Raw genomic sequence first — 13,489 nt, 5'->3', positions numbered from 1 at the left:
TCTTATTGATATTTGTTTACATAGTCCTGTAATCCGCCTTTCATTCCCATTCCAACTGCTTCAAATTTCCATTTGCCTTCGCGTTTATAGATGCGGCCAAACTCCACTGCAGTTTCTATAGAAAAATCCTCATCCAGCTCATAATTCAATAGTTCTTCATTTGTTACCGGATCAAAAATACGCACAAAAGAGTTTCTAACCTGTCCAAAGTTTTGTCTTCTCTGATCGGCTTCATGTATGGTTACTACAATACAGATTTCGCTTACTTTAGAATCTACTTTTGTCAGATCTACTTTGATCTGCTCGTCATCGCCATCCCCATCTCCGGTTAGATTATCTCCGGTATGCTCCACAGCACCGTCGGGAGAGATTAAGTTATTATAAAAGACAAAATTCTCATCGGAAACCAGTTTTTTCTGGTCGTTTAACATAAAAACGGAAGCGTCAAGATCAAACGCAGTACCCGTTGTTGAGCTGTTCGTATCCCAGCCTAAACCAATAGTAAATTTAGGGGCTCCAATATTTTCTCTTTGCCCTTTTTGCAAGTTAATGGCCATATTATATCAATTTATAGTTTTTATTATTTAAGTTCTTTTTTACAAGCTCCAGATTTTCAGCATAGGCTTCTATCGTGTGATAACCATTGCCCAGTGCCAGATCATACAACTGATCTATAAAACGTGCATCCTGCCTTCCTAGAAATACTGCAAAACTGTTATAATCACAGTTCAGGATGTACTTTACAATCCTGGTGTTCATACAGAAATGACCACTGTTAATAATCTCTTCAAGATCAAAAATGGATTTAACTTTATGATAATTCAGATAATTCTCAATGTTGGGATGAATTTCTTTATTCACCAGCTCAGCAAAGTAAAGCATATGGATGTCGTTTTTCAGCTGATATGCTTTGACCATTTTCATAATCATTCTTTCATGGCTCCCGGTGATTTTGATATCATCGAGAAACAATAAGGTTTTTCCTTCCAGAAAATCTTTATCAATATGAAAAGAATCGTTACCGATCAGCCTGATTCGCTCTTCCGCACTCAATTCTCCATAATCTTCTTTATAAGTAATGGTCCGGTGCACTTTTGCCTCCTGTACGACGGGCATCCCCTGTTCCGCCAGCCAACGGTTCAGCTGGTAGACAAAATAATTTTTCATCGCGAAGGTTGCCGTTGGGATGAAAGAATATGGACTGGAAATCACCACCATTTGTTCCTCGATCTGATTTTCTGAGAGGAAGTCCCGGATAAATCCATCGGCCAGGTCTTTCCCGAATTTTTCAGCAACCAGATCATCTCCGAATTTAAAAAGGCTGTAGTCATCCGGATGAAAGCCAAAATGGCTGGTGTTATCAATTTTATGCAAAGAATAAGTAAATGGAATCATGAAAGTAGATGTGAGATGGTTAGATGATTTGAATTGATCAGTAAGCTCTTGATCCCAATGGCATTTGCACCAAGAACGTCTGCAACAGGATTATCGCCTATATGTATAATATCGTGAAGCTCCAGTTCGGGATGTCTTTTTTTGTCTATCGACTGTAGCATGAGATTAAAAAATTCAGGATTGGGTTTAGACAAACGAACCTCATCTGAATACAGCTGAAAGTCCAGTACTTTATCTAATTCTAAATGTTCAAGCACTTTTCTTAGCGTTTTTCCTTTAATAAATCCTGTATTACTTAAAAGGCTAATGGTACTGGAATTCCCATCCTTTAGTTTATATAAAACGTCGGTACACTCCGCACAGTATAACACCGGCATGTGTTTCAACAATAATTCTTCCATTTCATGATAGAGCTGTTCCAGGTCTACATCTTGAAATGCAGTAGAATAGTCATTAATGATGCTAATGACCATCAGGTACATTTCCTCCGCATCTATATTTTTACCCGTCTTCTCGTTAATAGCATTCACCAGAAGATCCACTTTTCTGAATATTGCTGCAACCTCTTCCAAAGGTTTACGCGTGGCATTAAAATATGTATAGAAGTATTTGGTCCGTTCTGCCTTAAATACAGGATTGGATTTAATAAGAGTTAACCAAAGGTCAAATGAATAGTGCTTATAAAATGTCATCTTGAGCGCTTTTTCCAATTGGTATTTGTTTTTAAAAGCCTAATGTTACAAATTTAGTGCTATAGTTTAAAATTAATCTATCAAAATTCATTTATCTTTCCGCAACATTCTATTGACCAAATATGCTCAAACCTTATACTTCCGACGATTTTAAGCTCCTGGAGAAATGGGTAACTGATGAAGACCTGCTACTTCAGTTTGCCGGCACGGATTTTTCTTACCCCATGACCACGCAACAGATGACTACTTATCAGTTAAGCTATCCTGAACGACGTTTTTATGTTGCATACGAACATGAAGTCCCTTTTGCTTTTGGCGAGATCATATTGCAGGATAGTGGGATACCAAAATTAGCCCGGATCCTGGTTGGCGAATCTTTGCTTAGAGGGAAAGGGTTAGGCGGAAAGTTCATTAAATCTCTGCTGGCAGAATCGGACAGACTTTATAACACCAAAACTGCGGAACTCCTGGTCTGGGATCAGAATATTGCGGCTATAAAATGTTATGAAAGAGCAGGATTCATCTATAGCCCGGAAATTTACACGATCTTAATTTGGAAGGATAAGAAATACAATATTCATAAAATGACCTTTTATTTCTAAAAGATTGTAGTAACTTAATGGAATTCTAAAGAAAGCATGTCGATTCAAAAAACTGTAAGGCTCTTATTTACATTTTATTATAACTTTTGTGCAGCAACAATTATTGTAACGCTTTGCTGTGCGTATATGTTTTCTAAACTTGGACCGGATGCTTTAACGGCCATCATTTGGTTTAAACTATTTACCCTTGCAACCATTTTCTTCTACATCAATTCTTACAAAAAAAAGGAATTTTACTATTATCAAAACTTAGGCATTTCGAAACAAAGATTATGGGTTTGCACCTTGGTTTTCGACTTGATGTTATTTATTTTTTCCCTTACCTTAAGCTAGCCTTTAAATGACCCATACCTTAGAAGCAGATAGTGTTCAACTCGAATTTGGAGGCAGAAGGATCCTATCCGACATTTACCTGAAATGCGAGACTGGAAAAATAGCTGGACTTTTGGGAAGAAACGGATGTGGAAAAACAAGCTTACTAAATATCATCTATGGCAACTTAACCCCTACTCATAAATGCATCCGTTTTGATGGAAATTTTATATTACATGCTTTTAAAAGACCGGACCTGCTCGTTTACCTGCCACAGCAGCATTTTATTCCAAACGGGCTAACATTAAAAAGGATATTTTCAGATTTTAATATAGAATATGTGGCATTTGAAAAACAATTTCCCGAATTTAAATCTCATTATAGATCGTCTTTTAAAGACCTTTCTTCCGGGCAACAAAGGTTACTTGAAATTTACCTGATCTTAAAATCGTCGGCACAATTTGCAATACTGGATGAACCTTTTTCATTTTTAAGTCCTGTTTTAGTGGAACAGATCAAGGAAATGATTATAGGCGAGCGACAGAATAAAGGAATTCTGGTTACCGATCACAAATACAGAGATATCATTGAAATCTCCGACAATTTGTATGTATTATCAGATGGCAAGACCCACCTCACAAAAAGCTCAGACGATCTTGAACGTTTAGGCTATTTAAAATTAAGTTCAGAACCTGTAGACAATTCATAAGGCTCTTTTCCTTGAAGGAATACTCTCGAGTTCTTACTCCCTTCTGTGGTCACCCTTTCCCCTTTAACTCTTATCCAACTCCCCTCACGAAGCCCAACGACCGGAACATCATTAAACACATGAAACTCCTTAATCCGTGTTTCCCTGGTTTCGCCATTGTGTGTTGAATTGGGGTCCGGATCCAGGTAATGGGCATTTAAATTAAAAGGAACCAGTCCCATGGTGGTAAAATCGGGAGGATAGACTATGGGCATATCATTGGTGTTTTGCATATTTAATCCTCCGATATTGCTTCCTGCACTTGTTCCCAGATAGGGTTTACCTTGTTCAACAGCCTCTTTTAAGATTTGCATTAAATCAAGTTCATGCAACTGCTTTACCAGTAAAAAGGTATTTCCACCACCTGTGAAGAAGCCTTGTGCTTCTTTGATGGCTTTAGCAGGATCAGTGAAAGTATGCAGCCCTTTTACACGGATGCCTAACGTAGCAAAAGTTACTGCTGCATTCTGGGTATAGGCATCGTGGCTCAGCCCTCCCGGTCTGGCGTATGGAATAAAAATGATCTCTTCAATGCCTTTAAATAGAAGGGTAACTTCTGGTAAAAGATAGGAAAGATATTCCTGCCCAAATAGAGTAGAGGTACTTGCTAAAATGATATTCTTCATACTGTAAAAGGTATAACCTGTGTTCAAAGCTATATAGAATTATCGAATTTCTCCTTAACCAACCTGTTCACATATGAACTACATCTGTCCGTATACGAACACTTATTAATATAAAAACCTTAATTTGGCACTGTCAGTTTGGTTTTTATGGCATGGCATATAGATTGAACAACAGAGGCAAATCACAAAAATTATGTTTCAGCACCACCTCTTATTGATCTATAGAAATTTCAAAAGGTATAAAAGTTCTTTTTTTATTAACCTGATTGGACTTTCGACAGGACTTTCCTGCGCTCTAATGATCTACCTGTGGGTAAATGACGAAATGCAAATGGATCGGTTCCACCATCAAAGCATTTATCAGGTTATGGAAAACGAGCATATCACCGAAGGGATCCATACAGTTGACGGAACCCCCGGAATTCTTGCCGAAGCTATGGCAAAAGAAATGCCGGAAGTGGCATCTGCGGTAACGGTATCCCCTACTTATTGGCTTGGACAAAGCCAGGTGTCTGTAAATAACAACCCCTCGGTACAAGCTGCAGGAAAATTCGCTGGTGCAGACTTTTTTAAAATATTCGATTATCCGCTGATCATGGGAAGAGCTGATCAGGTATTGAAGAACAACAACACCGTGGTCATTTCTGAAAACCTGGCCCTAAAGCTGTTTCATACAACAGATGTTATTGGAAAAGAATTTACCTGGACCAATGCTGATGTTAAAAGTAACCGGCAAGCGCTGATATCAGGCGTTTTTAAAAATACGCCTGCCAATTCTTCTGACAAATTTGATTTCCTGATTTCCCTGGATGCCTTATTCAACATTAGTGAAACTTATCTGAAATGGGGAAACTACGGTCCAAATACTTTCTTTGTCTTAAAAAAAGGTGCCGACCCGGTACAATTTAACGCAAAATTAGAAGGCTTTTTAAAATCAAAGGGAGAGAAAAACATTAGCTTGTTCATCAGACCTTTTGCTGATGGTTATTTGTACAACAGATTTGAAAATGGGAAAGTGGATGGAGGAAGGATTGATTATGTAAAGCTATTCTCTCTTATTGCCGTTTTTATCCTTTTGATCGCTTGCATTAATTTCATGAACCTGTCTACAGCAAAAGCTTCCCGCAGATTAAAAGAGGTAGGCATCAAAAAAGTAATGGGCGCACAAAGAGGCTCACTCATTTTACAGTATATGGCAGAATCCATTCTGCTCACTATCTTAGCGGTATTTGTTTCTTTGCTTATAGTTGAACTGTTACTGCCTCAATTTAATCAGATTGTCGGAAAGGAACTTAGCCTATATTATAGTTCTTCACTTATTTTAACGCTTCTTGCCATAACCCTTTTCACCGGCCTGGTATCAGGAAGCTATCCGGCACTCTATCTTTCAGGACTTAAGCCGGTTTCTGCTTTAAAGGGAAAACTCAACCTCAGTTCAGGAGCATTATGGACACGCCAGGGATTGGTTGTTTTCCAATTTACCTTATCGGTGATTTTAATTGTAGGTGTTTTTGTGATCTATAAGCAGATCGAATATGTGCAGACAAAAAACCAGGGATACCAGAAAGATAACGTGATCTATTTTGAAACCGAAGGAAAATTCAGAGACAATGTAAACTTTGCTATTGATGCCGTAAAAAAAATCCCTGGTGTCCTCAATGTCTCAAGCATAGACCGGGAACTACTTGGAGACCTGAGTTATACTTTTGGAGAGTTCAGCTGGGAAGGAAGAAATCCAAAAGAGGCTATTAAGTTTCAAAGGGCAACGGTAAATACCGGTCTGATAGAGACTTTAGGTATAAAAATGGCCAGCGGGAGAAGCTTTTCCAATAAGTTTGGCGCAGACACCTCAAAGATCATTATCAATGAAGCAGGTATAAGAGTGATGCGTTTAAGTCATCCAGTTGGCAAAACATTTATGCTTTGGGGCAAAAATTTCGAAATCATTGGTGTAATCAAGGATTTTCATTTTGAATCCTTGCATGAGCCCGTAAAACCGATGTTTTTAAGATATGCTCCTGTTGGAACCAACAGAGTGATGGTCAAAATTAGTCCGGGTAAAGTAAAAGAAGTTACAGATGATTTGCAGAAATTAAACGCAACCTATAATCCTGGCTTTAGCCTGAATGTTAAATTCCTGGACAAAGATTTCCGGGCACAATACATTGCAGAAACCCGGGTATCGGTATTGTCCAGGTACTTTGCTTCTATAGCTGTAGTCATCTCTTGCCTTGGCTTATTTGGTCTGGCCATTTTTACTGCAGAAAGAAGATTAAAGGAAATTGGCATCAGAAAAGTTTTAGGTGCCAGCGAAATGAATATTGTTTACACTTTATCCAAAGATTTTGCTAAACCTGTGTTCTTTGCAATCCTGATCGCTTTACCCCTCAGCTATGTAATGACCAGGTACTGGTTAAACACATTTGCTTACAGAATGGAACTCCAGCTCTGGTATTTCTTTGCAGCAGGCTTGCTGGCCTTGCTCATTGCCTGGCTAACAGTGGGCTTGCAAGCGATAAAAGCTGCCGGAGCAGATCCAATTCAGTGCTTAAGAGATGAATAAATTATAATCAGGCTTATTAAGATGGAAAGGGTACCATTTTACCACAGGAACAGACACAGTTGGGGTCTGAAACATTAAGTAATTTCAGGAAATACCGATAAAAACCAATCCTGTCCTGCATTCCGGAACTATTTTCTCCCTTATTACACTCTATACTGCCATTAATGAGGTTAATGGTCATTCCAAAACCTGGTGCATAACCTGAGGCCTTTTCTGCCTCTGAGGGTTTCCATTCTCCTGTCATGACAGCATGTACCGATGGTTTCCTGTTCTGTGGCGTCATCCAGAAATAAATTGCTGTTTTAAAAGATAAAACCGGATCCTTAGCCACCAGATCTGGTTTATTCAACAATATATCTGGGTTTCCAAAAATAACGGTAGAGGCAAACCCATAATTGCCGTTATAACTCAATTGTAAAGGGCCTCTCCCATAGTATTTTTGACCAGCTACAGCTGGATATACCTTATTTTGGATTACATAATCAAGGTCTCTACGGAGTTCATGTGTTAGCATCAGCCCATCATTAAACTTTCCATTTACACCATTACGGGTTTCATGAGCAATATGGGCAAAAAAAGCTGCAGCTTCCTTTTTATTGAGATTTGCGCAGAAATCACCATAATTGATCTCTGTACTGGAATAAGGTTCTTTTTTCGCCCAGTCTTGTTCCCAATCGGGATCCTGCCGTACTACTGTACTTTTCCCAGTTACCAGATCAGTTTTGGTTATTTTAAAGATCCATATCCCTCTTTTTTCAATTCTGATTTTCACTACTGACATTTCCGAAACCGCCTGTTTCAATGATTTATAAGAAAAAAACTGATCATGCTGAGGGAAAAACCGATTAAAATCCTTTTCTGAAAAAAATGAAAGAAGAGAGGATTTCCGTGACTGAGCATATAAACTGCAACTTGCTTCAGATGCAGCCATCGCCATAACTAAAAAGAGTATACTCATTTTCAATATTATATTTCTCATCAGTATATAATTATTAATTCTTTGTGTATTGTTTTCATTTGTATTAATGAACTCGTAAACTCGGTTTGTTTTTTAATGGAGATGAAGCTATCATGAACATATTCATTGCTGTTTGCGAGCGTTTGCTCATGATGGTTTCATTAGTATATAATTAATTTTAAAGGTTATGAAGCTATCATGGGCTGCTTAATTTTATTGTTCAATAGTTTTTGGTTTTCGAAAATACCAAAAAACCAGTAGATGAAAAACCACAAATCCGAGGATTGCAGAAACTCAAAGGATGGGCGATTTTTGCCGCTATATTCATCTATAAATTTAAATAAAAACCTATGAATCTTATTGTATTTAAAAAACAAACTTTAAAAATTGCAGCGTTTATTTCTTGTATGGCTATTGTGGTTTCATGTAGCAAAAGTAAGGATGACGGCCCACAATCACCAGACAGCAGCTATCCGAAAGAAGTGACTATAGAATATAAAATCACTTCACCAGATTTAACTAAAGCAAATGTTATTTTTTCCAACGAAACAGGAGGAAACAGCAATGTTAGTGATGCTGCGCTTCCTTTTACAAAAACATTTAAAAGAAATGTAAAATATGCTGAAGCAGCTTCTATCGGCGTTACATCTTATACCGGAGGTAATATTAAAGCAGAGATTTTTGTTGATGGAAAATCCGTAAAAACCGAGTCTTATTCAGGAAATCAAGTCGTTACAGGTTCACTGGTTTACCCGTTCATGTAAGTTATTATGGCCGTTGTCTTCCTCTTTGGGAGACAACGGCCATAACAAATAGTTTTATAGAAATTATTTTGCTTTCTCTATATCTCTCACAGAAGCGACAGCAGATGGCGAGGTGTTGTTCTGGTTTAATTAAACCAACAGCATTTTAATTTCCTTTTTCTCTGTTCCCTCCAGTTCCAGGCGATAAATATATTCTTCTGCATTCGGATTCCCGGTTTTTACCATATATCGTATTGACCATTTTAACAAAGCAAACTCTCTTTGGCTACCACCATAAACACGGTTGATGAAGCGGAGAAAAATGAGGTCTGCATTCAGATTAAACTGCTCTAAAAGTTCAATAAACAAGAAGTATTCGAAAACATTTTTATCCATAAAACGTATGGTCTTTAGATCTTCCACCAGGATACCATCGATCAATAACTCATCATAGGCATTTTTAAACACCATTAATTCGACGCAAAACAGATCCAGGTTTACTTCATCTTGTTGTACCCCATACCCCATCTGTTGGACAAGTTTTTTGAGGAGCAGGATTTTTTCTGTGTAATTATTGGACTGATAAATCTTCTCTTTTATAAACCTGGCAATTACCTCCTGGTAAATCACAACACGATTGTGATGATCATTCTTATTCTCCATTTTAAATTGAAAATAGAATGATATATAAAATGGAAATGTCAGTAATCCAAACAGTTCGGGCTCAGCCTTAAGAATCCCAAGATTAGAGCATATCTGATCGACTTCAATTTGGTTGAGTAAGGGGACGGGCGACACATATGCCGGAACTTTTAGCCTTTTATTTAAACATTTCCAATCTTCCGACGATACTGCTACAACAACTTTTATAAGCCCCGGAACCAATCGGTTCATAAAGTCAGCGAGGTATTCACTATAGTCGTCGACAATCAGAATCAGTTTTCTATTTTCTTTTGGTGACTGGTCAGAAAGCAGTTCAAAAAGTTTTTTTGAATGATTTGCAAAACCAAGGAGCGCCTTAAGCTGATTTTCAAACTGGAGTTTTGTTTTATTGTGGGTTAAAAAAAGCTTCGATTTTACAAAAAGAACAGAATAACTCTTATAAATAGTTTCTTTATCTGAAATATACTTATCGATCAGCCGACTAAGTAAAATAGTTTTACCATAACCAGCTGGGGCTACAAACGCCATAAAATTAAACCGTCCCTCACAAAATTCTTCAAAAGCGTGTTCAGCAAACTTTCTGCCTACAGTTGTTTGATAGGGTAATCCAGATCTGCAGCTGATATTCTTTAGTGTAATTCTGGTAATTCTATCAGCGTGACAACTTACTTTTTCCCATATGTCTTCCTTATCACCAAAATGCGTACCACCCTCTGCCAGAGATTCAATATACTCCGGTTTTCCGGCATACTCACACAAAGCTGTGATGGTGTACTTCGAAAAAGCAAACTTCGTGGCTGCAAAGCCAAAAAGTCTTTTCAGCGTTGTCTCACTAACATTCTTATCGAATTCTTTCCTGATATCTATCGAAATCCGTTTGCAGTCGGCAGGCGTTACATGATTAAGGCCAGCCTTAAAACATATTAACGATTTCAATTTATCAAGGAGAGGCTTCTCATCCATATATAATCAAATTTCCATGATACTGAAATGCAATTTGGTGTTAAGAAATATTCCTTTAACTGCATTTTCGGTTTAAATTTGATAAATATCATGAATTTATTCTATTTATTGTGTAATCTGTTACAATAAACTGATGACCCTTTGAAATCAACTATCATTTCAAAAAATTAGCATAAAAGTCTGGGATCTCACTCTTACAGATAGCCAAGATTGTTTTATCTTTCTCATACTCAATCCTAACAACCTCAGCATCAATCTCTTTATTATTAATAACCAGCATACAATAAGTCGCTAAACGTCCGGCTTCTTTTGATCTGCCAACCGAACCACAGTTAACGAATAACAAATCTGACGAAGCATTTTCAACAGCGGGAATTTTCCGAATGTATGGCAAATGGGTATGCCCCATGACCAGAACCTCACTTTGCTCAGTCTGCAGCATCTGTTTTAAGTCTGCTGTATCATGGTCTTCATAGATATATTCATCATTACTTCTTACACTGGCATGAACAAACAAAAGATTTTTTACAGGTGTTTCCCCAAAGTTCAATTTGATCTGACGGGGTAAACTGGACAGATAAGCTTTATTTGTCCGGGTCAGTGTTTTCTTGGTGTGACGAATGGCCAGAGTTCTTGCTGTTGTTTCTTCTTCACTATGTTTAACCAGGGGCAGGATATCTAAATCAAAAGCAATTCTTTCATCATGATTACCCATCAGGCAGGGTATTTTTTGTTTTCTGATCCGATCGATCACCTCATTATTCCAGGGGGCAAAATCAACCAGGTCCCCCAGGCAATAGATCTGATCTGCACCTCTCCTTTCTATATCTTCGAGTACGGCTTCAAGAGCAGGCAGATTTCCATGTACATCACTAAAAACGGCTATTTTTATCATTTTACAGTTCTCCTTCGGGTTACAGTTTGGGATACAACTACAATAATCAGGGCAATTCCACTCCAAAGCAGCATCTGATAGGTAGAAAGATTCCAGCCGCCTAATTTCCAGGAAAGCAAACCACAATAAGTACCTAAAGCTCCGCCAATAAAATAAACAGTTACATAAATGGTATTCAAGCGACTATGCAACAAGTGCTCCTCCGATGGCGATCAGGCCAAATAAACCTATTGTACCGGTTTGATAATTCAAAGGCGCTGTGCTCAGATGAAAGGTTAGGGTTGTCCAAAAGGAACAAAACACACCGAAGGTAAAAGATCCCAGAAAACAGGCTTGTCTTAATACTCTGTGCTCTTTAATCAAAGACAAAGTTGATTTTAAAAGGTCAAGATAATTTCCTTTGAATTTGGGCGCTACGTTAGGTAAATAAAGTTTGAGTAGTATAGTGATAGCCATAAGCGGAATAATTTTGACACAAACCTAGGCCTTCAACCACCACTTAAATTGTACATTTAAACAATAAAATTGTAAATAACACCAATTGGAAAGATTCATACAGCACGATGCGCTTTATATCAGGCATTTTACCACAACAAAATGGCCTTTCCCCGTACATAACCACAATCATTTCGAACTGGCATTTATTCATTCGGGCAATGGATTTCACTACCTCAATGAAGTACCTCAATGGTATCAGGGACCTTGTTTGTTTCTGCTTTCTCCTGAAGACTATCACATTTTCGAGATCCAGGACAGAACAGAATTTAGTATTTTGAAGTTTACAAATATCTATTTAGACGGTCCTTTTGCCGATCAGGGCTTACAGGAATGGAGCAAATTAATGGAACAGTTATTAGCACTGAGTTCTACCCTGCAGTCTTGCCTGGTCAATTCCGCCGAAGAGCTTTTTAAAATAGAGCAATTGATCCATTTAATTATCCGGGAATGGGAAACCAGCCACAATTCTGGAAATGAAACCATCTTTTATCTCATCAGGGCGGTGTTTTCACTCCTCAAAAAAACGGCAGTAAAGGAATTGTCTCCAAAGATTTCCAGTCAGGAAAACACAGTAATGTCTATTGTAAACTATATCCATAAGCACATCCGTAATCCTCGTAATTTGCAACTCAAGGAGCTTGCAGAAGTGTTTCATTTTTCGCCTAATTATCTAACTGGATTGTTTAAGAAGCAAATGGGGGTGCCAATTAAAACTTATATAGATAACTACAAACTGAAATTGATAGAAAATAGGCTTAAATACACGGAACACCCGCTAAAAGAGATCAGCATGGAATTTGGGTTTAATGATTTGAGTCACTTCAATAAGTTTTTCAAAAAAAATTACGGGACCAATCCAAAAGAAGCAAGATAAACCATCTTAATAAATTACACTATTAATTTATTCATAATATTTCTTTGACAATTGCACCGTAATATTATCCGTACCTTTGACCATGGAAAATAAATACGTTGAGACTATACAAGTAGAGAAAAACGGAAACTATTACATCGTACACAATCTGGGCACAAGAGATGTTATCCTCGCCATTTATGAAGTTGCGACAGGTCAGCAAATTACTCCTGACACCAGAATAGTAGATAAAAACACCATTAATATCAATTTCGAGAACCGTTCACGCCATGAACACCTCAATGAAGGCAAGTACAGGGTCGTGATCCGGTCCTGATTTTCTTTTTAAATCTTTACATCCTGCATTCCATATTGTTTTAATACTTCATCGGGAACACCTTGCCATTGATTTGGAGCATTGCCCGCATAACCAATATCTGTTACACCAATTTTTGAAGTGTAAAAACCGGATGCAGTGAGGTTTCTCATCCTGTTAAAAAAAGTCACTCCAGGCTTCATTTCCGGTTTGGCTTTTTGAGGATAAGCAATCTCATCGATCATAGCAATTTGCTCTTTTGCTGAAACTTCAACAAAAGGTTTCTGATAACGGTTCAGACACTGCAGATCCAGCCATTTTAAACCGCCGCGCATTGGTATCTTATGTTCGGGTATATCTTTTACTATAAATTCAATAAATTCCGGGACTTTCGCATCTGATGCACTTCCGGAAACATCATCTTTTGGAATAATAATATCTGCAAGGACTGTAATGGTTGCCATTTCATGGCTGGTAAAGAAGGTTTCTGAATGGAGTTCTTTATCCCGTTCTATTTCCCAATGTTCCCGCCCAGCCTCTTTTGTTGTTTCTTCTGGCGCACTGGCGTCCGTTTTAGTTTCAGATGGCTTGCAGGCATCTATAAGTACGCTGGTACTTATCGCTGTAAGTCCTAATGCTTTTATCGAGTCACGTCTGTTCAT

General features: G+C 37.9%; 16 protein-coding genes. 6 read left to right on the top strand and 10 right to left on the bottom strand.

From position 1 onward, the window contains the following. Positions 1-2: 2 nt before the first annotated feature. The 3 genes from R2S08_RS01540 to R2S08_RS01530 are packed head-to-tail and all read right to left on the bottom strand — an operon-like array spanning position 3 to position 2,087. The gene (locus R2S08_RS01540) at positions 3-557 is read right to left on the bottom strand and encodes a TerD family protein (RefSeq protein WP_133777532.1); all 555 of its coding nucleotides are present in this window, start codon (positions 555-557) and stop codon (positions 3-5) included. A gap of 1 nt (position 558) precedes the next feature. Continuing rightward, positions 559-1,395 carry a phosphoribosyltransferase family protein gene (locus R2S08_RS01535; RefSeq protein WP_316833552.1) on the bottom strand — a complete coding sequence of 279 codons (837 nt, stop codon included), beginning with the start codon at positions 1,393-1,395 and terminating at the stop codon, positions 559-561. Continuing rightward, the gene (locus R2S08_RS01530) at positions 1,392-2,087 is read right to left on the bottom strand and encodes an HAD family hydrolase (RefSeq protein ID WP_316833551.1); all 696 of its coding nucleotides are present in this window, start codon (positions 2,085-2,087) and stop codon (positions 1,392-1,394) included. The genes R2S08_RS01535 and R2S08_RS01530 overlap by 4 nt, the downstream gene beginning before the upstream one ends. A 122-nt stretch (positions 2,088-2,209) precedes the next feature. Between R2S08_RS01530 and R2S08_RS01525 the strand changes: the two genes are divergently transcribed. After that, positions 2,210-2,689, top strand: a complete 480-nt coding sequence (locus tag R2S08_RS01525) for a GNAT family N-acetyltransferase (RefSeq protein ID WP_316833550.1) — start codon at positions 2,210-2,212, stop codon at positions 2,687-2,689. A gap of 340 nt (positions 2,690-3,029) precedes the next feature. Continuing rightward, positions 3,030-3,710 (top strand): ATP-binding cassette domain-containing protein, encoded by a 681-nt coding sequence (locus R2S08_RS01520; protein ID WP_316833549.1) that lies wholly within the window; start codon positions 3,030-3,032, stop codon positions 3,708-3,710. Here the strand turns inward: R2S08_RS01520 and pepE are convergent. Continuing rightward, positions 3,671-4,375 (bottom strand): dipeptidase PepE, encoded by a 705-nt coding sequence (gene pepE, locus R2S08_RS01515; protein ID WP_316833548.1) that lies wholly within the window; start codon positions 4,373-4,375, stop codon positions 3,671-3,673. The two genes, R2S08_RS01520 and pepE, sit on opposite strands and share 40 nt — an antisense overlap. A gap of 193 nt (positions 4,376-4,568) precedes the next feature. On the opposite strand from pepE, the gene R2S08_RS01510 reads away from it, so the two are divergent. Further along, complete coding sequence (locus tag R2S08_RS01510; RefSeq protein WP_316833547.1) at positions 4,569-6,938, top strand: ABC transporter permease; 2,370 nt, start codon at positions 4,569-4,571, stop codon at positions 6,936-6,938. A gap of 16 nt (positions 6,939-6,954) precedes the next feature. Here the strand turns inward: R2S08_RS01510 and R2S08_RS01505 are convergent, their stop codons facing one another. Next, positions 6,955-7,917 (bottom strand): glycoside hydrolase family 19 protein, encoded by a 963-nt coding sequence (locus R2S08_RS01505; protein WP_316833546.1) that lies wholly within the window; start codon positions 7,915-7,917, stop codon positions 6,955-6,957. 329 nt (positions 7,918-8,246) lie between these two features. On the opposite strand from R2S08_RS01505, the gene R2S08_RS01500 reads away from it, so the two are divergent. Beyond that, the gene (locus R2S08_RS01500) at positions 8,247-8,660 is read left to right on the top strand and encodes a hypothetical protein (RefSeq protein WP_316833545.1); all 414 of its coding nucleotides are present in this window, start codon (positions 8,247-8,249) and stop codon (positions 8,658-8,660) included. A gap of 129 nt (positions 8,661-8,789) precedes the next feature. On the opposite strand, the gene R2S08_RS01495 is transcribed toward R2S08_RS01500, so the two are convergent. The 4 genes from R2S08_RS01495 to R2S08_RS01480 form a co-directional block, all read right to left on the bottom strand. Continuing rightward, complete coding sequence (locus tag R2S08_RS01495; RefSeq protein WP_316833544.1) at positions 8,790-10,265, bottom strand: hypothetical protein; 1,476 nt, start codon at positions 10,263-10,265, stop codon at positions 8,790-8,792. A 154-nt stretch (positions 10,266-10,419) separates the two neighbouring features. Then, positions 10,420-11,160: a metallophosphoesterase family protein gene (locus R2S08_RS01490; protein WP_316833543.1), complete on the bottom strand. Its 741-nt coding sequence runs from the start codon at positions 11,158-11,160 to the stop codon at positions 10,420-10,422. Beyond that, complete coding sequence (locus R2S08_RS01485; protein ID WP_316833542.1) at positions 11,157-11,339, bottom strand: hypothetical protein; 183 nt, start codon at positions 11,337-11,339, stop codon at positions 11,157-11,159. The genes R2S08_RS01490 and R2S08_RS01485 overlap by 4 nt, the downstream gene beginning before the upstream one ends. Before the next feature lie 4 nt (positions 11,340-11,343). Further along, the gene (locus R2S08_RS01480) at positions 11,344-11,616 is read right to left on the bottom strand and encodes a hypothetical protein (RefSeq protein WP_316833541.1); all 273 of its coding nucleotides are present in this window, start codon (positions 11,614-11,616) and stop codon (positions 11,344-11,346) included. Positions 11,617-11,701: 85 nt separating this feature from the next. Between R2S08_RS01480 and R2S08_RS01475 the strand changes: the two genes are divergently transcribed. Together R2S08_RS01475 and R2S08_RS01470 are read left to right on the top strand one after the other, a co-directional pair. Further along, positions 11,702-12,532: an AraC family transcriptional regulator gene (locus R2S08_RS01475; protein WP_316833540.1), complete on the top strand. Its 831-nt coding sequence runs from the start codon at positions 11,702-11,704 to the stop codon at positions 12,530-12,532. 82 nt (positions 12,533-12,614) lie between these two features. After that, on the top strand, positions 12,615-12,848 hold the full coding sequence (locus R2S08_RS01470; protein ID WP_133777545.1) for a hypothetical protein: 234 nt from the start codon (positions 12,615-12,617) through the stop codon (positions 12,846-12,848). A gap of 8 nt (positions 12,849-12,856) precedes the next feature. On the opposite strand, the gene R2S08_RS01465 is transcribed toward R2S08_RS01470, so the two are convergent. After that, positions 12,857-13,489 carry a gluconate 2-dehydrogenase subunit 3 family protein gene (locus R2S08_RS01465; RefSeq protein ID WP_316833539.1) on the bottom strand — a complete coding sequence of 211 codons (633 nt, stop codon included), beginning with the start codon at positions 13,487-13,489 and terminating at the stop codon, positions 12,857-12,859.

This window comes from Pedobacter nutrimenti, assembly GCF_032678445.1.
In the GTDB taxonomy this organism is placed as follows: domain Bacteria; phylum Bacteroidota; class Bacteroidia; order Sphingobacteriales; family Sphingobacteriaceae; genus Pedobacter; species Pedobacter nutrimenti_A.
Note: the sequence above shows the minus strand (reverse complement) of the source record. Positions and strands in the feature narration are given on the sequence as shown.

Coding starts and splice junctions, on each gene's coding strand:
- R2S08_RS01540 (WP_133777532.1), bottom strand. CDS start 557: ATGGCCATTAACTTGCAAAAAGGGCAAAGAGAAAATATTGGAGCCCCT.
- R2S08_RS01535 (WP_316833552.1), bottom strand. CDS start 1,395: ATGATTCCATTTACTTATTCTTTGCATAAAATTGATAACACCAGCCAT.
- R2S08_RS01530 (WP_316833551.1), bottom strand. CDS start 2,087: ATGACATTTTATAAGCACTATTCATTTGACCTTTGGTTAACTCTTATT.
- R2S08_RS01525 (WP_316833550.1), top strand. CDS start 2,210: ATGCTCAAACCTTATACTTCCGACGATTTTAAGCTCCTGGAGAAATGG.
- R2S08_RS01520 (WP_316833549.1), top strand. CDS start 3,030: ATGACCCATACCTTAGAAGCAGATAGTGTTCAACTCGAATTTGGAGGC.
- pepE (WP_316833548.1), bottom strand. CDS start 4,375: ATGAAGAATATCATTTTAGCAAGTACCTCTACTCTATTTGGGCAGGAA.
- R2S08_RS01510 (WP_316833547.1), top strand. CDS start 4,569: ATGTTTCAGCACCACCTCTTATTGATCTATAGAAATTTCAAAAGGTAT.
- R2S08_RS01505 (WP_316833546.1), bottom strand. CDS start 7,917: ATGAGAAATATAATATTGAAAATGAGTATACTCTTTTTAGTTATGGCG.
- R2S08_RS01500 (WP_316833545.1), top strand. CDS start 8,247: ATGAATCTTATTGTATTTAAAAAACAAACTTTAAAAATTGCAGCGTTT.
- R2S08_RS01495 (WP_316833544.1), bottom strand. CDS start 10,265: ATGGATGAGAAGCCTCTCCTTGATAAATTGAAATCGTTAATATGTTTT.
- R2S08_RS01490 (WP_316833543.1), bottom strand. CDS start 11,160: ATGATAAAAATAGCCGTTTTTAGTGATGTACATGGAAATCTGCCTGCT.
- R2S08_RS01480 (WP_316833541.1), bottom strand. CDS start 11,616: ATGGCTATCACTATACTACTCAAACTTTATTTACCTAACGTAGCGCCC.
- R2S08_RS01470 (WP_133777545.1), top strand. CDS start 12,615: ATGGAAAATAAATACGTTGAGACTATACAAGTAGAGAAAAACGGAAAC.
- R2S08_RS01465 (WP_316833539.1), bottom strand. CDS start 13,489: ATGAACAGACGTGACTCGATAAAAGCATTAGGACTTACAGCGATAAGT.